The sequence below is a fragment of the Methylobacterium sp. ap11 genome (assembly GCF_900110515.1).
Taxonomy (GTDB): domain Bacteria; phylum Pseudomonadota; class Alphaproteobacteria; order Rhizobiales; family Beijerinckiaceae; genus Methylobacterium; species Methylobacterium ajmalii.
This window is the reverse complement of sequence record NZ_FOEB01000012.1, coordinates 39,493-56,711: the sequence shown is the minus strand read 5'-3', so window position 1 is coordinate 56,711 and position 17,219 is coordinate 39,493. Positions and strand designations below refer to the sequence as shown.

At 74.6% G+C, this 17,219-nt stretch carries 14 protein-coding genes; 8 read left to right on the top strand and 6 right to left on the bottom strand.

Annotated features, from left to right (window positions below):
• Positions 1-13 precede the first annotated feature (13 nt).
• Positions 14-1,141, top strand: a complete 1,128-nt coding sequence (locus BMX97_RS18345) for an ABC transporter permease subunit (protein WP_091752780.1) — start codon at positions 14-16, stop codon at positions 1,139-1,141.
• Positions 1,138-1,887, top strand: coding sequence for an ABC transporter permease subunit (locus BMX97_RS18340; protein WP_244538509.1), 750 nt, complete (start codon positions 1,138-1,140; stop codon positions 1,885-1,887). The genes BMX97_RS18345 and BMX97_RS18340 overlap by 4 nt, the downstream gene beginning before the upstream one ends.
• On the opposite strand, the gene BMX97_RS18335 is transcribed toward BMX97_RS18340, so the two are convergent.
• A complete protein-coding gene (locus BMX97_RS18335) occupies positions 1,876-3,933 on the bottom strand; it encodes a M3 family metallopeptidase (RefSeq protein ID WP_091752779.1) in 2,058 nt (685 codons plus the stop codon). The two genes, BMX97_RS18340 and BMX97_RS18335, sit on opposite strands and share 12 nt — an antisense overlap.
• Positions 3,934-4,083: 150 nt before the next feature.
• On the opposite strand from BMX97_RS18335, the gene BMX97_RS18330 reads away from it, so the two are divergent.
• Both BMX97_RS18330 and BMX97_RS18325 read left to right on the top strand, forming a co-directional pair.
• The gene (locus BMX97_RS18330) at positions 4,084-5,010 is read left to right on the top strand and encodes an extensin-like domain-containing protein (protein ID WP_244538508.1); all 927 of its coding nucleotides are present in this window, start codon (positions 4,084-4,086) and stop codon (positions 5,008-5,010) included.
• A 92-nt stretch (positions 5,011-5,102) separates the two neighbouring features.
• Complete coding sequence (locus BMX97_RS18325) at positions 5,103-6,215, top strand: L,D-transpeptidase (RefSeq protein WP_091752777.1); 1,113 nt, start codon at positions 5,103-5,105, stop codon at positions 6,213-6,215.
• A 281-nt stretch (positions 6,216-6,496) separates the two neighbouring features.
• On the opposite strand, the gene BMX97_RS18320 is transcribed toward BMX97_RS18325, so the two are convergent.
• From BMX97_RS18320 to BMX97_RS18310, 3 genes are all read right to left on the bottom strand, one after another.
• Entirely contained in the window at positions 6,497-7,480 is a 984-nt protein-coding gene (locus BMX97_RS18320) for a peptidoglycan-binding domain-containing protein (RefSeq protein ID WP_091752776.1), read from the bottom strand.
• A 72-nt stretch (positions 7,481-7,552) separates the two neighbouring features.
• Entirely contained in the window at positions 7,553-9,442 is a 1,890-nt protein-coding gene (locus BMX97_RS18315; RefSeq protein WP_091752775.1) for a sensor histidine kinase, read from the bottom strand.
• A 231-nt stretch (positions 9,443-9,673) separates the two neighbouring features.
• A complete protein-coding gene (locus tag BMX97_RS18310) occupies positions 9,674-9,907 on the bottom strand; it encodes a heavy-metal-associated domain-containing protein (protein ID WP_244538507.1) in 234 nt (77 codons plus the stop codon).
• Positions 9,908-10,166: 259 nt separating this feature from the next.
• Between BMX97_RS18310 and BMX97_RS18305 the strand changes: the two genes are divergently transcribed.
• The 3 genes from BMX97_RS18305 (at position 10,167) to BMX97_RS18295 (ending at position 14,771) form a co-directional block, all read left to right on the top strand.
• The gene (locus BMX97_RS18305; RefSeq protein ID WP_244538506.1) at positions 10,167-11,876 is read left to right on the top strand and encodes an EAL domain-containing protein; all 1,710 of its coding nucleotides are present in this window, start codon (positions 10,167-10,169) and stop codon (positions 11,874-11,876) included.
• A 193-nt stretch (positions 11,877-12,069) separates the two neighbouring features.
• Entirely contained in the window at positions 12,070-13,746 is a 1,677-nt protein-coding gene (ade, locus tag BMX97_RS18300; RefSeq protein ID WP_091752774.1) for an adenine deaminase, read from the top strand.
• 119 nt (positions 13,747-13,865) lie between these two features.
• On the top strand, positions 13,866-14,771 hold the full coding sequence (locus tag BMX97_RS18295) for a TIGR01459 family HAD-type hydrolase (RefSeq protein WP_091752773.1): 906 nt from the start codon (positions 13,866-13,868) through the stop codon (positions 14,769-14,771).
• A gap of 60 nt (positions 14,772-14,831) precedes the next feature.
• Here the strand turns inward: BMX97_RS18295 and BMX97_RS18290 are convergent, their stop codons facing one another.
• A complete protein-coding gene (locus BMX97_RS18290) occupies positions 14,832-15,362 on the bottom strand; it encodes a protein phosphatase CheZ (RefSeq protein WP_060849314.1) in 531 nt (176 codons plus the stop codon).
• A gap of 200 nt (positions 15,363-15,562) precedes the next feature.
• Entirely contained in the window at positions 15,563-15,946 is a 384-nt protein-coding gene (locus tag BMX97_RS18285) for a response regulator (protein WP_048427618.1), read from the bottom strand.
• A gap of 246 nt (positions 15,947-16,192) precedes the next feature.
• Here BMX97_RS18285 and BMX97_RS18280 point away from each other — a divergent pair, with 246 nt between their 5' ends.
• A complete protein-coding gene (locus BMX97_RS18280; protein ID WP_091752772.1) occupies positions 16,193-17,188 on the top strand; it encodes a bifunctional riboflavin kinase/FAD synthetase in 996 nt (331 codons plus the stop codon).
• Positions 17,189-17,219: the final 31 nt, after the last annotated feature.

The window sequence follows — 17,219 nt, the reverse complement described above, 5'->3', positions numbered from 1 at the left end:
CCTGCCGCCGTCGATGCTGTCCCGCGGGCTGCCCCTCGCGGCGGCCGGCCTCGCCGTCGCGGCGCTCGCGGGCCTGCCCGTCCTCACGCTCGCGCCGAACCGCCTCGTGCCCGGCGCGCCCGTCGGCATCGGCCTGCCCGGCCTCGGGCTCGGCCTCCTGACGCTCGCCGCGGGCGTGCTGCTCGCCGCCCCCGCCTCCGCCAAGGGAAGCCGCCTCGCCCTCGCGGCGGCGCTCGCGGCCTGGTGCGGGCTGGTGCTCGCCGCCGGCCAGGGCGCCGCCGGGCTCCTCGTCGGCAAGCCGGCGGCGGCCCGCGCCGCCCTCGGCCCGGGCGCCTGGCTCGCGGGCCTCGCCCTGGCGTGGCTCGCCGGGCAGGCGGCCCGGGCGGTCTTTTCGCGATGGGGCGGCCTCGTCGCCGCGGCGCTCCACCTCGGGTTCCTGGCGCTCGCCGCGGGGGGTGGGCTCCTCGATTCGCTCTCGCTCATGGTCGAGTACCGGGCGCGGGCGGGCGCGGTGAACGCGGCGTTCCTCCAGCATCTCGGGCTCGCCGGGGCCGCGCTCGCGCTCGCGCTCGCGGTCTCGGGGCCGCTCGCGCTCCTGCGCCTGCGCGACGGATCGGCCTCGCGCCTCGTCGACGGGCTCCTCAACGGCGTGCAGGTCGTCCCCGCGCTGGCGCTCTTCGCCGGCCTGGTGGCGGGCCTGTCGGGCCTCCTCGCCCTCGTGCCGGCCCTGCGGGGGCTCGGCCTGTCGGCCATCGGGCCGGTGCCGGCGGTGATCGGCACCGCCGCCTATCTGTGCCTGCCGCTGGTGCGGGGGCTCGCCGCCGGCCTCGCCGCGGCGGACCCGGCGGTGCTCCACGCCGCCCGGGCGATGGGCCTCACCCCCGGCGCGACGCTGCTGCGGGTGCGCCTGCCCCTCGGCGCTCCCGTGATCGCCGGGGCGCTGCGGGTCGCGGCGGTGCAGAGCGTGGGGCTCGCCACCCTCGGCGGCCTCGTCGGGGCCGGCGGGCTCGGGGCGGTGGTGTTCGAGGGCATGGCGCAGTTCGCCCAGGACCTGATCCTGCTCGGCGCGCTCCCGGTGATCGGGCTGGCGCTCGCGCTCGATGCCGGGCTCGCGCTCCTGACGACGCGGAAGGCCGCATGACCCGCCCGATGACCCGCGCCCTGCCCCGGTTCGCCGCGCCCCTGGCGCTCGGCCTCGTCCTGGCCGGGTTGAGCCTGCCCGAGGTCGCCGGTCCCCTCGTGCGCGCGCTCGGGCTGCAGGCCGGCACGCCGGTGCCGGCCGGGCGCCTCGCCTGGCTCGCCCGCCATCATCTCGTCCTGGCGCTCGGCGGCTTTCTCCTGGCGGGCGGGGCCGGCCTCGCCCTCGGCATCCTGGCGACCCGGGCGGCGGGCGCCTCGTTGCGCACCTCGCTCGATACCCTCGCGGCGGCCGCCCAGGCCGCGCCGCCGGTGGTGGTGGTGGCGCTCGCCCTGCCGGTACTCGGCTTCGGCACGCCGCCGATCCTGCTGGCGCTCGCCGCCTACGGGCTGATGCCGGTGATGCGCGGCACGGCCGGGGCGCTCGCCACCGTGCCGGAGGACGTGCGCGCCGCCGTGACCGCGATGGGGCTCACCCCGGCGCAGACGCTCCTGCGGGTCGAGCTGCCCCTCGCCGCGGGGCCGATCCTCGAGGCCCTGCGGGTGGTGCTGGTCCTGGCGGTCGCCACCGCGGCGGTGGGCGCGCTCGCCGGCGCCCAGACCCTCGGCACCCCGATCGTCGTCGGTCTCCAGACCCAGAACACCCTGGCGCTGGTCCAGGGCGCGGCGGCGGCCGCGTCGCTCGCCTTCCTGGCCGACGCGGCCTGGCTCGCGGCCGCGTCGGCCCTCGGCCGGCGGCTACGCCGCTAGGCCGCGCTTGCGCAGCAGCGGCCCGGTGCTCGGCAGCCGGCCGCGGAACGCCGTGTAGGCGCTGCGGGCGTCGCGCAGGTTGCCGGCGCCGTACACGTAGGTGCGCAGGCGCTCGGCGGTGGCGGGGTCGAAGATGTCGCCGGCTTCCCGGAAGGCGTCGAAGGCGTCGGCATCCAGCACCTCGGACCAGAGGTAGCTGTAGTAGCCCGACGCGTAGCCCTCGCCGGCGAAGACGTGCTGGAAGTGCGGCGTGCGGTGGCGCATCGCGATCTCGGCCGGCATGCCGATGCGGCGCAGCGACTGCGCCTCGAAGGCGAGCGGGTCGATGCCGCCCTCGGCCTCCGGCGAGAGGTGCAGGTCGAGGTCGACGATGGCCGAGGCGGTGTACTCCACCGTGGCGAAGCCCTGGTTGAAGGTGCGGGCGGCCAGCAGCCGGGCCAGCAGGTCCTCGGGCATCGGCTCGCCCGTGCGGTAGTGCCGGGCATGGGTCCGCAGCACCTCGGGCTGTTCCAGCCAGTGCTCGTAGAGCTGCGAGGGCAGCTCGACGAAGTCGCCCGCCACCGCGGTGCCGGCGAGAATCGGGTAGGTCACGTTCGACAGGAGCCCGTGCAGGGCGTGGCCGAATTCGTGGAAGAGCGTGCGGGCGTCGTCGAAGGACAGGAGCGCCGGCTCGTCCTCGCCGCCCTTGGCGAAGTTCATCACGTTGACGATGATCGGCGTCACCGGGCCCGAGAGCCGCTCCTGCGAGCGGAAGCCGCTCATCCAGGCGCCCGAGCGCTTGCTGGGCCTCGCGAAGTAGTCGCCGAGGAACAGGCCGATCACCGTGCCGTCCTGGTCGGCGACCTCCCAGGCCCGCACCTCCGGGTGGTAGCGCGGCGCCTCCGCCAGCTCGGTGAAGGAGAGGCCGAACAGGCGGTGCGCGGTGTCGAAGGCGGCCTGGATCATGCCCTCGAGGGGCAGGTACGGCTTGATCTCGCCCTCGTCGAGGGCGTGCTCGCGTCGGCGCAGGCGCTCGGCGTAGTGGCGCCAGTCCCAGGGCGCCAGGGCGGCGGTCTGGCCGTCCTCGTGCGCGAGGGCCTGGAGGCGGTCGCGCTCGGCCTCGGCCCGGCGGCGCGCCGGGGCCCAGACCTCCTCCAGGAGCCCGACCGCCGCCTCGGCGCTGCCCGCCATGGTGTCGTCGAGGCGGAAGGCGGCGTAGCTCGGGTAGCCCAGCAGGCGCGCCCGCTCGGCCCGCAGCCGCAGGGTCTCGGTGATGATCGCCCGGTTGTCGGTCTCGCCGCCGTTCTCGCCGCGGCGGATCCAGGCGCCGTAGGCGCGCTCGCGCAGGTCGCGCCGGGTCGAGAAGACCAGGAACGGCTCGATCAGCGAGCGCGACAGGGTGACGACGTGCGAGCCGGGAAGCCCGCGCTCCTCGGCGGCCCGGCTGGCCGCGGCGCGCAGGAAGGGCGGCAATCCGACGAGGTCGTCCTCGCCCGCGAGTTCGAGCATGAAGCCGCTCTCGTCGGCGAGCAGGTTCTGGCTGAACTGTGTGCCGAGCTCGGCGAGCCGCGAGGCGATGGCGGCCATCCGCTCCTTGGCCTCGGCGTCGAGCTCGGCGCCGGCGCGGCGGAAGCGCAGGCGGTAGCGCTCGCGCACCCGCTTCTCCTCGTCGGTCAGGCCGTCCTCGCCCACCGCCGAGACCCGCGCCCACAGGTCCGGGTTGAGGTAGATCGCGCTGCCGTGGCGCGCCAGCCGCGGCGCCACCGCCCGCTCGACCGCCTGGAGGTCCGGGTTGGTGTGGCTGCCGGCCAGGTTGAAGAAGGTCGCGGAGACCCGCCGCAGGGCCTCGCCGGAGCGCTCGAGCGCCCCGATGGTGTTGGCGAAGGCCGCCGGCTCGGGATTGCCGGCGATCGCCTCGATCTCGGCGACGTGCTGGGCGAGCGCCCGCTCGAAGGCCGGCTCGTAATGCGCGGGCGCGATGCGCTCGAAGGGCGGCAGCCCGTGGGGCGTGGTCCAGACCGGCTCGGAGAAGGGGTTGGGCTCGTGCTCCGCCGTGACGCCGCGCATGCTGGTCCTCTCGCTGGTGTGGCGGGCGACGATAGACCCTCGGGCGCGGGGCGCAAGCGCGGCGGGACGCGCCGATCGTCCGGGGACGCCCCGCCGCCGGAACGGTCACGCTTGGCCGGCCGTTGGAGAGCGCGAACGGGGGGACGCGCGATGCCGAGGACGATGATGGGGCGGAGCCTCGCCGTACTGATGGGGTGCGCCGTGCTGGCGGGGCCGGCGGTCGCCCAGGCACCGACCGGGACACCGCTGAGCCGGACCCCGGCCGAGCAGGTTCCCCTGCCGCCGCCCCGGCCCGAGGCAATCAAGGAGCCGACGGCCCGGCATCCCGACGTCAAGGAATCCGGGCCCGGCGACCCCGCGGCCAAGGACGCCGCCAAGGACGCCGCGAAGGATGCGGGCAAGGACGCCACCAAGGACACGACCAAGGAGCCCGGCAAGGATACGCCGGCCGCCCCCGGCGTCGAGACCGCCCCCCTGCCGCCCGAGCGGCCCGCCGACCTGCCGTCCGGCCCGGCGCCGGGGCCCGCCACGATCGTGCCCGACGACACCGCCTGCCTGGGCCGGCTGGAGCGCCTCGGCGTCAAGGCCGAGCCCGTCGCGCCCCTCCTCGACGGGATGTGCGGGGCGGCCAGACCCTTGCGGGTGACGGTGCTGCCGGACGGCGTCGCGCTCGCGCCCGCCGCCACCCTCACCTGCACCGCCGCCGAGGCGCTCGCCCGCTGGAGCACCGAGGTGCGGGTGACCGGCGAGCGCCTCCTCGGCAAGGCCCCGCAGAAGCTCCAGATCGGCGGGTCCTACGAGTGCCGCGGCCAGAACCACGACCCGAGCGCCAAGCTCAGCGAGCACGCCTACGCCAACGGGGTCGACGTGATGGGCTTCGTCGTCGAGGGCCGGACCCCGATCGCCGTCGGCGCGAGCCGCGAGGGAACGCCGGAAGCGGCGTTCGAGGCTGCGGTCCGGGCGCGCGCCTGCGGCTTCTTCCGCACCGTGCTCGGGCCGGGCTCGGACCCAGCCCACGCCAACCACCTCCATCTCGACGAGCGCGAGCGGCCCGCCGGCCATCGCCTGTGCCAATAGGGACAGGCCGTCGAACATGCCGCGCGGGAACGTCCGCCCGCGTCCGGCGCTTCTAAGGCTCTGCGGTTCTTCGTAAGTCGGGAGAGGGTCGGATGCGGTCGGCGGCGAGGCTCGGTGCGGTTCTGCTGGTGATGGGATGCGCGGGTGCGGCCGGCGCCGCGGAGACCCCTCTGACCGCGGAGGCGATCAATCAGGCGCAATTCGGCGCCGGCCCGGCGGAGGGCGGCACGGAGCCCGACAAATCCGCAACCGACAAGCCTGCCTCCGACAAGGCGGAGGCAGGCCGCGAGACCGCGAAGGAGAAGGCCTCCGCCGAGAAGCGCCCCGATCCGCTGACGATCCGGACCCAGGTGCTCCTCGACCGGGCCGGATTCTCCCCCGGCGCCATCGACGGGCGCGACGGCGACAACCTGCGCGGCGCGCTCGCGGCCTTCGCCAAGGCGAAGGGACAGGCCTTCGCCGGCCGCCTCGACGCACCGCTGTGGCAGGCCCTCTCCGGCACCAGCCCCGACCCGGCGGTGACGCAGTACACCCTGACCGAGAAGGACGTCGACGGCCCCTATGCGGAGGAGATCCCGCCCAAGATGGAGGAGCAGGCCGACCTCAAGGCGCTCTCCTACGGCTCGCCGGCCGAGATGCTGGCCGAGCGCTTCCACATGAGCCGGGGCCTGCTGACGGCCCTCAACCCCGACGCGGCGCTGACCAAGGCCGGCACGGTGATCACGGTGGCGGCGGTGCCGGCGCTCGAAACCGGGCGCATTCCCGCCAAGGAGCTGCCCGAGACGCCGAAGGTCAGCCGGATCGAGGTCGACAGGGACGCGCTCCAGGTCCGCGCCTATGCCGAGGACGGCGCCCTGGTGCACACCTACCCGGCCTCGATCGGCAGCGAGGAGAAGCCGGCGCCGAGCGGCATCCTGAAGGTCGAGGGCGTCGCCTTCGACCCGACCTACACCTACAACCCGAAATACGAGTTCAAGGGCGTCGAGACGAAGCGCAAGTTCACCATCAAGCCGGGCCCGAACAACCCGGTCGGCGTGGTCTGGATCGACCTCTCGGGCAACGACGGCTACGGCATCCACGGCACGCCCGAGCCGGAAAAGGTCGGCAAGACCGAGTCGCATGGCTGCGTCCGGCTGACCAACTGGGACGCGCGGGATCTGGCCAAGCACGTCGAGCGGGGCGCGAAGGTGGATTTCGGGAAGTAGGGCGGACCCGTCCGGCCCGCATCCCGTACGACCACGATCGCACGATCGCGCAGGCTCCCTGAAGCTTCGGCGGCGACCGACCCCGCAGCGTACGGGATGCCGCCCGATTATCTCAGAGCCTGTTTAGCCGATCGATATGGTCTATCCCACAAGCAACCTCATCCTGAGGTGTTGGCGATCTTTGATCGCCCGCGATCTATGATCGCCAGCATCTCAGGATGAGGTGGAGGGCAGGATAGAAAATCCCCTCGCGATTGTGCCGTCGCAAGTCAAACAGGTTCTCACTCGGGCTTGAGACCCGAACGCGCCTCGAGTTCCTGCAGGGTCCGGCGCGCCACGCTGGCGCCGGGCAGGCGGCGCTCGCGCTCGAAGCGGGCGAGCGCCGCCCGGGTGGTCGGGCCGGCGATGCCGTCGACGGTGAGCGGGCCGTAGCCGAGCTTGATCAGGGCGCGCTGGGCGTAGGCGACCGACCGGTCGGGCTTGAGACCCGTCGCGGGCGCCGCCGCGTGCAGGGCCGACGCCTTCGGCTCCGGCGCCCGCGCCTCCCGGACCGGCGCATGCGAGGCGGCCTTGCCGGAGGCCTCGCGGCCCTGGCCCTCGCGCCCGGCGGTCTCCTTGCCGTGCGGCGCCTTCGCTGACCGGGCCGGATCGGCCTTCGGGCCGAGGGAGGCGGTGGTGCGGTCGTCGCGCAACAGGGCGCCGATGCCGTCCGGCTTCGAGACATCGGGCTTGGCGGCGCGCGGCGACGCCTCGCCAGCGGCCTGCGCCGCGCGGGTGTCCGGCGCCGTCCGGTCGGCCGGGGTCTTGCCCGCGGGTTCCTTGCCGGCGGTGTCCTTGCCGGCCGAGCCCTTGCCGTCCGAGAGCGCCTTGTCGGGTGACGCCTTGGCGAAGAGCGGCGCCGGGTGGCGCCCGGTCTGGAAGCTGAGGGCGTTCGCCGCCACCGCCGCCACCGCCCCGAGGGCGAGGAGGCCGCCGACGATGCCGGCCGGATGCCGCAGGATCCGGTCCGCCCGTCCGCGAATCCGGTCGAGGGCGCCGGCCGGGCGCGGCGCGGACCGGACCGGGCGCGGGGCACGGGGAGTCGTCCGCACGCGCGGCGCCGGCCGGGCATCCGCGGTCAGGGCCGGCTCGGCGGCGGCCTCGCCGGCCGGAGCGACGTCGGGGTCGGGCCGGCGGGCCGGCGCGTCGGCGGCGCGACGGGGCGGTGCCGCGTCGCGGCGACGGTCGAGGGCCCCGTCGCGTCTCCGGGCTGGCGCCTCGGACATCGCATCTCCTTTCCGGATTCGATCGGCGGCTTAGCGGGGGTCAGGGGTGCCGGCGCGTGCCGGCCGGCGCCCTCACCCGGTGAGCCGCATCGCGGCGGGACGCTCGCCCGGGGCGGGCGCGGCCGGGGGAGGAAGCGCCCCGGCCGGGACGGGTGCCCCGGCCTGCGCGACGAGGGCGGCGGTGCGGATCGGCACCGGGCAGCCCGGATCGCCGCGGCCGACGCGGCAGTCGAGCGGCAGGGTGACCACCACCCGTGTGCCGCGGGACGGGCCGCTCTCGACGGTCAGCTCGCCGTGATGCAGGCCGACGAGGCCGCGCACCACCGAGAGCCCGAGGCCGGTGCCCTCGTGCGGGCGGCCGTAGCCCGAGCCGGTGCCGAGGCCGGCCTGGAAGAACGGGTCGCCGAGGCGCGGCAGGTCGGCCTCGGCGATGCCGATGCCGGTATCCGTCACCGCCATCTCGACCCGGTCGAACACCCGGCGCACCGAGACCACCACGTCGCCGCCGCGGGGCGTGAACTTCACGGCGTTCGACAGGAGGTTGATCAGCATCTGCCGGCAGGCGCGCGGGTCGGCGGTGACCTCCGGCAGGTCGGCGGCGACCTCGCGCCGCAGACGCACGCCGCCCTGGTCGGCCCGGATCTGCATCAGGTCGCAGACGCCGTGGGCGAGGCCGGCGAGGTCGAACGGCTCGGGCGCGTAGTCGAAGTTGCCGCTTTGGATCCGCGACATGTCGAGGAGGGTGTTGACCACCTCGAGCAGGTGCCGGCCCGAGGAATGGATGATGCCGGCATATTCACGCCGCCGCTCGGGCCCGAGCGCCAGGGTCGATTCGGCCTCCAGCATCTCCGAGAAGCCGATGATGGCGTTGAGCGGCGTGCGCAGCTCGTGGCTGACGGTGGCGAGGAAGCGGCTCTTGACCTCGTCGGCGCGCTCGGCCGCGGCCCGGGCCTCCTCGATCTCCTCGGACCGCCGCCGGTGCTCCGACACGTCGCGGGTCACCGCCACCACGGCGGCCTCGCCGGCCGCCGCCGGCACCATCGCGCCCGGCACCCGGTGGGCGCGCATCTCGGCCCAGATCACCCGGCCGGTCTCGCCGGCCTCGCCCGCGGCGTGCAGGCGGAACTGCACCGTCACCGGCTGCGATTGGGCGGCCGCGTCGCTGAGCGCGGTCAGGAAGGCCGGCCGGTCCGAGACGTGGACGCGGTTGAACAGGCCGCGGCCCTCCAGCGCGTCGGGGGTCGTCCCGGCGAGAGAGCGGGCGGCGGGGCTCGCTTGCAGCACGCTGCCGTTGCGATCGTGCCAGGTCACGAGGTCGTCGATGGCATCGAGCAGCAGGGCGTCGCGCATCGAGGCGGCGGTGAGCCGGGCGCTCCAGCGCCCCTCCCGGCGGTGATGCTCCAGGGACAGCGCCAGGACGTGGCAGATCGCCGTGATGGCGAAGACCGGCATCGCGAGCGCCGAGGGCCAGGCGAAGAAGCCGAAGCCGGTCGCCGGCTCGACGAGCGCGACCGCCACCGCCCCCAGCATCGCCAGCACGGCCGCCACCAGGGCGGCGCGGTGCGAGCCGGCGAGCAGCGCCTCGACCGGGATCATCACGAGCCAGATCGTGACCGCCGAGGTCGGCCCGCCGGTCAGGCTCGCCAGGCACACGACGAGGCCGGTCAGCGCCGCCGAGGACAGCCCGTGCGCGAGGGTCAGGTTGCCGGTGCGCGCCAGCAGCAGGGCGGCGAAGACCGGCAGGATCAGGCAGGCCGCCGCCGCCGCCTCGACGAGGGTCGGCACGCCGCGCCACAGCAGGTAGGGCGGCAGCATCGCCATCAGCACGGCGCCCGTGGCGAGCCGGGAGATCAGGAACCGCTCGTGGCGGGCCCTCTCGGCCGGGTCGCCGGCGGTGGATTCGTGGACGAGACCCGTCAGACGGGCATCGATCAGGGACGCAAAGGCACCGTTGATATGCACACCGCCACGCCAGCGCGAGGAACCCTGCGGCCCCGGCGCCCCTACTCTGCGAACTGCGGAAACCCTCGCAGAGCCGGCTTAAACGAACGTTAGAGCGCGGGGCGGGCGCAAAACCTGTCCACGGATCACCGCGCGGGCCGCCCTCCCGCCGGCGTTTTCCCCCGTCGGACCGGCCCGGGACCGGCCGATCACCGGACCCTCAGCCGGTCATGGCCTCAGCCGGTCATGGCCTCAGCCGGTCATGGCCTCGGCGTCGTAGCCGGCGCGGCCGAGGGCCTGGGCCAGATCGAGCGCCTGGGCGGCGGTGACGACCGCGACCCGGCCGCGCTCCAGGTCCACCGACACCTCGGCCGCCGGGTCGAGGCGGTGGATCGCCTTCGTCACCGCCGCGACGCATCCCTGGCAGGTCATGCCCTCGACCTTCATCGTCAGGTCCATCCGGCCATCGGCCCGGTCGATCGTCATCGCTACAACTCTCCCTTGCCGCGGCCCGTCAGTGCCGCCATCAGTCACGACGGCCCGCCGGCAGCGGCGGCACCGTCCCGCGGCACGCCAGGGCCGCACAAGCCATGTCGGGTACTGCGGCAACTCGGACAAGGTCGGGCGAAAAGCGTGGGAAGCCCGCAGCCGTGTCTTGCAGGCATCGGGCGCCTCGGCGACAACCGTCGACGCGCCGGGATCCCGCGAGGCCCGGCACGTCCTCGATACGTTAAGAGGAATCGCCATGGCCCTCATGATCGGCCGGCGCGCCGATCGGTCGTCGGCGGGTCGGATCGCCCTCAGCCTCTCCTGCCTCCTGGCGGGCGCGGCCTGCCTGGCGCTCGCTTTCCTGTCGGCGCCCCTCCTCGGTGCCGTGGCCGGGACCGCCCTGGTGGTCGCCGCCCTCGCGGGCGTCGCCACGGCGCTCGCCTACCGGCGGGCCGTGCGCCTGGCCAGGCAGGTCGAGCGGATGTCGGGCGAGATCGACCTGCTGTCGCGCCGCCTCCTCGCGGTCGAGCAGCGGAGCGCGCCCGCCGCGCCGGTCGCCGCGCTCGAGAACGGCCTGTCCGAGGTCACGGCCGAGATCGGCCTCCTCGGCGGCATCGTGCGCGAACTGGCGGTGGCGGTGGCGGCCCAGGACGAGGACCTGACCCACCTCAAGGCCGGGATCGTGCCCGCCGTCCCATCACCGACCCAGGCCTTCGCGGCGCCCCCCGCCCAGCCGGCCCCGATGCCGACGGCGATGCCCGCCCCCGTGACGGCGCCTCCTCTGATGACCGCGGCTCACGCGGTGGCGCCCCCCCTGATGCAGGCCCCCCTGATGCAGGCCCCCTTGGCGCAGGCCCCCGTGGCACACGCGCCCGTGGCGCAGGCCCCGATGGCGTCGGCACCCGTACCGGCGGCCGCCCCTTCCCTGGCGCAGGCCGCGCCGCAGGCCTTCGCGCCGCCGTCGTCGGTTCCCTATCCGGGCGCCTCCGCGCAGGCGGCCCAGGCCTGGCCCCTGGCCGCCATGGCCGATCCTGCCGTGGCGGCCCGGCCCGAGGCTGCCACCGCACCGGCCCCGCAGGCCGACCCGATCCTGCCGCGCGACGCCGCGCCCGCACCCCGCCGGCCCTTCGTGCCGGAGCCCGCCGCGGCGCCGAGGCCCGAATCCGAGATCCTGGCCGCCCTCGGCGAGGGGCTCGAGGTCCACCTCCAGCCGATCGTCAGCCTGCCGCAGCGCAAGGTGGCGTTCTACGAGGCCCTGGCGCGCCTGCGCGTCGGCGACGCGCTCCTGGCGCCGGCGGAATTCCTGCGGGTGCTGGAGCGGCACGGCCGCACCACCGAGCTCGACCGGCTGATGCTCGCCCGGGTGACGGCGATCGGCCAGCACCTCGCCGGCCGCGGCAGCGAGACCCCGGTGGCCTACGCCCTGTCGCCGGGATCGCTGTTCGAGCCCGGCTTCCTGCGGGCGGTCAGCCGCCTGATCGACCTGCACCCCGAACTCGCCGGGCGGCTGATCCTGGCCCTGCCGCAGCAGAGCTGGCGCAGCCTCGATGCCGAGCAGGCGGGGGCGCTGGCAGCCCTGCGCGAGCGGATCGGGCTCGCGGTCGACCGGGTCGCGGAGCCGCGCCTCGACGCCCCGGCGCTGGCCGCCCGCGGCGCGAGCTACGCCAAGATCGGGGTCGACCTGCTCCTGAGCGAGCACGGCGCGGCGATCGCCACCACCCTGGCCCGGGCCGGGATCCGGCTGGTGGCCGAGGGCGTCGAGCAGGAGGCCGACGTGCCCGACCTGATCGACCTCGACCTGCCGCTGGCGCAGGGCACGGTGTTCTCGCCCCCGCGGGTGGTGCGGCCCGAGGTTCTCTCGCCTCCCGCTCCCGAGCCGGCCCCCGAGCCGCCGCCCCCGCCGCCGGCCGACGAGCCCCCGCCGGTGCGCCGCGCCTTCCGGGACGTGTTGCGCCGCGCGGTGTGAGGACCGGCCGACCCGCCGCCGCGGGGGCTTCGTCGCCCTCGGCGCGAGACGTCCCGAGCCGATGTCGCGAGGACGGCCGTCGGTGTCGCAGAGAAAATACGGCGACGAAGCGAGGATCTCGGTGGACGACGCGGTGGCCTGCCGATGCGGGTCTGCCTAGAATCCGGGGACCTCGCAGCCAGAAGGATCCCCGATGTCGAACCCCATCGCCCGCCGGATCGCGCAAGGGGCCGGGCGCGCGCCCGCCGACCTGGTGATCCGCGGCGCCCGCCTCCTCGACCTCGTCACCGGCGACCTGGTCGAGACCGACATCGCGGTATGCGGCGACACGGTGGTGGGGACCTACGGCACCTACGAGGGCGCCCGGGTGATCGAGGCGCGGGGGCGGATCGCCGTCCCGGGCTTCATCGACACCCACCTGCACATCGAATCCTCCCTCATCACCCCGCACGAGTTCGACCGCTGCGTCCTGCCCCACGGCATCACCACGGCGATCTGGGACCCGCACGAGCTCGCCAACGTGCTCGGCACCGCCGCCTTCGACTACGCGCTGGCGGCGGCGAGCGAGACCGTGATGGACATCCGGGTCCAGCTCTCCTCCTGCGTGCCGGCGACCGACCTCGAGAGCGCCGGCGCCCGGATCGAGGCCGACGACCTGTCGCGCTACCGCGATCATCCCCGGGCCCTGGGGCTCGCCGAGTTCATGAACTTCCCCGGTGTCGTCGCGGCCGATCCGGCCTGCCTGTCCAAGCTCGCGGCCTTCGCCGGGCGCCACGTCGACGGCCACGCCCCGCTCCTGTCGGGCCTCCCCCTCAACGCCTACGCGGCCGCCGGCATCCGCACCGACCACGAGGCGACGAGCGCCGCGGAGGCGCTGGAGAAGATCCGCAAGGGCATGACGGTGCTGATTCGCGAGGGCTCGGTCTCGAAGGACCTGCACGCGCTCGCCCCCCTGCTCACCGAGCGGACGGCGCCGTTCCTCGCCTTCTGCACCGACGACCGCAACCCCCTCGACATCGCGGAGGAAGGCCATCTCGACCACCTGATCCGCACCGCGATCGGGCTCGGCGTGCCGCCGCTCGCCGCCTACCGGGCCGCCTCGCTCACCGCCGCCACCGCCTTCGGCCTCACCGACCGCGGCATGATCGCCCCGGGCAAGCGCGCCGACGTCGTGCTGCTCGACGACCTGGAAGCCTGCACCGTCTCGGCCGTCTTCGCGGCGGGCCGCCCGGCGGACGAGGCGCTTGCCGCGACGCGGGATGCCACGCCCGCGCCGGGCCGCCGCAGCGTGCGGGCCGAGCCGGTCGGCGCCGCCGACCTCGCCGTGCCGGCGCCCGCGGGCGAGACCCCGGTCATCGGCGTGGTGCCCGGGCGCATCATCACCGAGCACCTGCGCCTGACCCCGGCGGCCGTGCCGGACCTTGCCCAGGACATCGCGATGGTGGCCGTGGTGGCCCGCCACGGCACCCGCAGCATCGGGCGCGGCCTGGTGCGGGGCTTCGGGCTGAAGCGGGGCGCCATCGCCTCCTCGGTCGGTCACGACAGCCACAATCTCTGCGTCGTCGGGGCCGATACGGAGGCCATGGCCCGGGCGGTCAACCGGCTGATCGACTTGCAGGGCGGGTTCGTGGTGGCGGACGAGACCGGGATCCTGGCCGAGCTGGCGCTGCCGATCGCCGGGCTGATGAGCGACCGGCCGTTCGAGGCGGTGCGCGACGCCCTGCCGCCCCTGCGGGAGGCCGCCCGGGGCCTCGGCTGCACCCTGCCCGAGCCGTTCCTCCAGGTCGCCTTCCTGCCACTGCCGGTGATCCCGCACCTCAAGATCACCGATCGCGGCCTCGTCGACGTCGACCGGATGGCATTCCTCTGACGCGGGCCGGGTTTTGGCCCGGAAAGACTGTAAACGATTTCAACAGGCGTTGCATTCGAGCCGGACCCTCTTTAAGTCCGGCAGGCGTTTTGCTGCGATGCAGCGCCAGGAGGGACGGCATGGCCGAGATGGTTCGCGCGGCGCATCCGGGCGAGGTCGCGATCCTAGACGGGATCGCCGACGTCGCGGGCGGCTTCGACCTGATCCTGTGCGACGTCTGGGGCGTGCTGCACGACGGCGTGCACGCCCATCGCGGCGCCTCGGACGCGCTGACGCGGTTCCGCGCCCTGCCGGGCGAGCGGCCGCGCCGGGTGGTGCTGGTCTCGAACGCCCCGCGTCCGGGCGCGGGCGTCCTGGCGCAGCTCGACGGGTTCGGCGTGCCGCGCAGCGCCTACGACACCATCGTCACCTCGGGCGACCTCACCTGCCGGCTGCTGGCCGAGCGGGCGGCGGCGCCGGTCTACCATCTCGGCCCGGCGCGCGACCTGCCGATCTTCGACGGCCTCGACCTCGCCCGCGGCGGGCCGGACGATGCCGCCCACGTCGTGGTGACGGGCCTCCTCGACGACGAGGTCGAAACGGCGGAGGATTACCGCTCCCGGCTCGCCCCCTGGGCCGCCCGCGGCGTGACGATGATCTGCGCCAATCCCGACCTCGTGGTCGAGCGCGGCGAGCGGCTGATCCCCTGCGCCGGCGCCCTCGCGGCGCTCTACGAGGAACTGGGTGGCGCGGTGGTCTACGCCGGCAAGCCGCACGTTCCGGTCTACGAGGCGGCGCTCGCCGCCGCGGAAGCCCTCGACGGCGGCACCCCCCTCCCCCGCGGCCGGGTGCTCGCCATCGGCGACGCGATCCGCACCGACGTCGCCGGTGCGCGGGCCTTCGGGATCGCGTCCCTGCTGGTGGCGCGCGGCATCCATGCCGAGGAGCTCGGCGTCGCGGCGGGGGCGCCGATCGGCGACATCGCCCACTGGCTCGAGGCCCAGACCGTCCATCCGGACGCGGTGATCGACCTGCTGCGCTGGTAGGAACGCAGTGAGGCCGGGGTGCGGCCGGCGCGCCCCGGTTGGAGATTCGACAAAATCCGGTCAGGAGAACAGGGCGTCGATCGCGTCCTGCGGCGTCGCCGGGCCCTTCGGCTGCGGGCCGTTGAGCAGCAGCTTCTCGGCCCGGGCCTTGCGGCGCGCCTCTTCGGGATCGAGCTCGGCCTCGCCGTCGCGCACGTTCACCACGGTGGAGAACTGCGACAGGCGCTTCTCGAGCTGGCCCAGGGCCTCCACCACCTTTGAGATGCGCTGGCCGGTGATGTCCTGGAAGGTGCAGGCCTCGAAGATGTCGCCGATATGGGCCTCGACCTTGCGGCGGTAATCGTCGAGGGACTTGGCCTCGAGGGCGAGAATCGACTCGGCCGATTCCATGATCCGGTTGGTGGCGCTGGCGGTGGCGGCGACGACGCTGCCGAGCTCGTCATGCGCCATCGGGATGCGGTCGCGGGTCAGTTCCTGGGCCCGCAGCGCCGCGATGCCGCCCTTCAGCTTGGTGATGTAGTCGGCGATCTCCAGGAGTTCCGTGACCGGGATCGCCGGGGTCGCGGCCTGGGCCGCCGTCGTGCCGGCCATGGGCGTCTTGCCTCCCAGCAGCCGGTTGAGGGCGGACCGCGGCCCTTCCGTCATCTGCCTGAGCACGTTGATCGATCCCCGCGGCTAGGTTGCTTCCCGGCCCGTTGCGGGCTCGGGGATCCGGCGCGGGTGCGGCCGGCCTCTCGGCCAAGCCGCACGCTCCCGCGCCCGAGAGGCACCGCCTCGTCGCGTCGGCGGCGTCAGGCGCCGCAGACGGCCTCGATCTTCGTCTTCAGCGTCTGGGCGTTGAAGGGCTTCACGATGTAGTTGTTCACGCCGGCCTTCTTGGCGGCGATGACGTTCTCGGTCTTCGACTCGGCGGTGACCATGATGAACGGCGTGGTGCGCAGGGCGTCGTCGGCTCGGACGTGGCGCAGCAGCTCGTAACCGGTCATCGGCTCCATGTTCCAGTCGGAGATCACGAGGCCGTACTTCTTCTGCTTCAGCTTCGCCAGCGCGCCGGTGCCGTCCGAGGCGTCGTCGACATCCTCGAAGCCGAGCTGCTTGAGCAGGTTGCGAATGATGCGGACCATCGTCTGGTAATCGTCCACCACGAGGATCGGCATGCCGAGGTCAAGGGCCATGGCTTACGGCTCCGTTCGCGGGCGCGACGCATCCCCGCGCGCCGGTTCCCGCTTGGATGATGAGTCGAGGCGCCGGTCGGCTCCTCTGTTCTCAGCTTGTAGTTCCGGGCCCTTGAGAAGCGGTTAACCCGCGGGCAGACCGGTCCGCCCCCCGGCCTGCGCCCCGGCGTCTTGACCCGACCGGTGGATTTCGACAGGGTCCGGCCGCCTTCAGAACACCCTTCCCCCGGCAAGCCAAGGACCCGTATGCCGCGCGACGAGACTGCCCCGCGCCCCGTCGCCCCGTCCTTCCCCGTCCACCGCGACGGCGAACCGGTGCCGGAGGGCCTGCGGGGCGCGGTCGCGGCGCTCGGCAACTTCGACGGCATCCACCAGGGCCACCGCGCCCTGATCGCGGCGGTGCGGGAGATGGCCGCGGCCCTCGGCCGGCCGAGCGCGGTCGTCACCTTCGAGCCGCATCCGCGCGCGTTCTTCTCGCCCGGCACGGCGATGTTCCGCCTGACCGGCGAGGCGGGCAAGCTCGCGGTGCTGCAGCGGCTCGGCATCGACGGCGCCTTCGTGCGCCGTTTCGACGCGAGGCTCGCCGGCACCGGGGCGTCGGCCTTCGTGGCCGAGACCCTGAAGGGCGAGCTCGGCCTGTCGGGCGTGGTGATCGGGCACGACTTCCATTTCGGCCGCGGGCGCGAGGGCACGCCGGCGATGCTGGAGGCGCTCTGCGCCGAGAACGGGCTCGCCTGCCGGATCGTGCCGGCGGTGGCGGCGGGCGGCGGCGAGGCGCCGGTCTCCTCGAGCGCGATCCGGGCGGCGCTGGAGTCCGGCGACGTCGGAACCGCCAACCACCTCCTCGGCTACCGCTGGTTCGTCGAGGGCACGGTGCGCCACGGCGACAAGCGCGGCCGCACCCTCGGCTTCCCGACCGCCAACGTGGCGCTCGACGCCTGCGCGCTCGCCCACGGCATCTACGCGGTGCGCGTCCGGCTCGTCGACGGCAGCCTGCGCGACGGCGTGGCGAGCTACGGCCGCCGCCCGACCTTCGACGACGGCGCGCCGCTTCTCGAGACCTACCTGTTCGATTTCTCCGGCGACCTCTACGGCCAGGCGATCGCGGTCGAGCTCGTCGGCTTCATCCGCGGGGAAGAGCGCTTCGACAGCGCCGAGGCCCTGGTCGTGCAGATGCACGACGATTCCGCGCGGGCGCGCCGCCTGCTCGCCTCCGACCGCACGCCCTCGATGCTGGGGTGATTCGATCAGGGCGATTCGGCCCAGCCAATAG

What these genes read in the sequence shown, in the direction of transcription:
- BMX97_RS18325 (WP_091752777.1), top strand. Translation starts at nt 5,103, where the DNA reads ATGCGGTCGGCGGCGAGGCTCGGTGCGGTTCTGCTGGTGATGGGATGC.
- BMX97_RS18280 (WP_091752772.1), top strand. Translation starts at nt 16,193, where the DNA reads ATGCCGCGCGACGAGACTGCCCCGCGCCCCGTCGCCCCGTCCTTCCCC.
- BMX97_RS18345 (WP_091752780.1), top strand. Translation starts at nt 14, where the DNA reads ATGCTGTCCCGCGGGCTGCCCCTCGCGGCGGCCGGCCTCGCCGTCGCG.
- BMX97_RS18310 (WP_244538507.1), bottom strand. Translation starts at nt 9,907, where the DNA reads ATGACGATCGACCGGGCCGATGGCCGGATGGACCTGACGATGAAGGTC.
- BMX97_RS18320 (WP_091752776.1), bottom strand. Translation starts at nt 7,480, where the DNA reads ATGTCCGAGGCGCCAGCCCGGAGACGCGACGGGGCCCTCGACCGTCGC.
- BMX97_RS18305 (WP_244538506.1), top strand. Translation starts at nt 10,167, where the DNA reads ATGGCCCTCATGATCGGCCGGCGCGCCGATCGGTCGTCGGCGGGTCGG.
- BMX97_RS18335 (WP_091752779.1), bottom strand. Translation starts at nt 3,933, where the DNA reads ATGCGCGGCGTCACGGCGGAGCACGAGCCCAACCCCTTCTCCGAGCCG.
- BMX97_RS18290 (WP_060849314.1), bottom strand. Translation starts at nt 15,362, where the DNA reads ATGGCCGGCACGACGGCGGCCCAGGCCGCGACCCCGGCGATCCCGGTC.
- BMX97_RS18295 (WP_091752773.1), top strand. Translation starts at nt 13,866, where the DNA reads ATGGCCGAGATGGTTCGCGCGGCGCATCCGGGCGAGGTCGCGATCCTA.
- BMX97_RS18285 (WP_048427618.1), bottom strand. Translation starts at nt 15,946, where the DNA reads ATGGCCCTTGACCTCGGCATGCCGATCCTCGTGGTGGACGATTACCAG.
- BMX97_RS18340 (WP_244538509.1), top strand. Translation starts at nt 1,138, where the DNA reads ATGACCCGCCCGATGACCCGCGCCCTGCCCCGGTTCGCCGCGCCCCTG.
- BMX97_RS18330 (WP_244538508.1), top strand. Translation starts at nt 4,084, where the DNA reads ATGCCGAGGACGATGATGGGGCGGAGCCTCGCCGTACTGATGGGGTGC.
- ade (WP_091752774.1), top strand. Translation starts at nt 12,070, where the DNA reads ATGTCGAACCCCATCGCCCGCCGGATCGCGCAAGGGGCCGGGCGCGCG.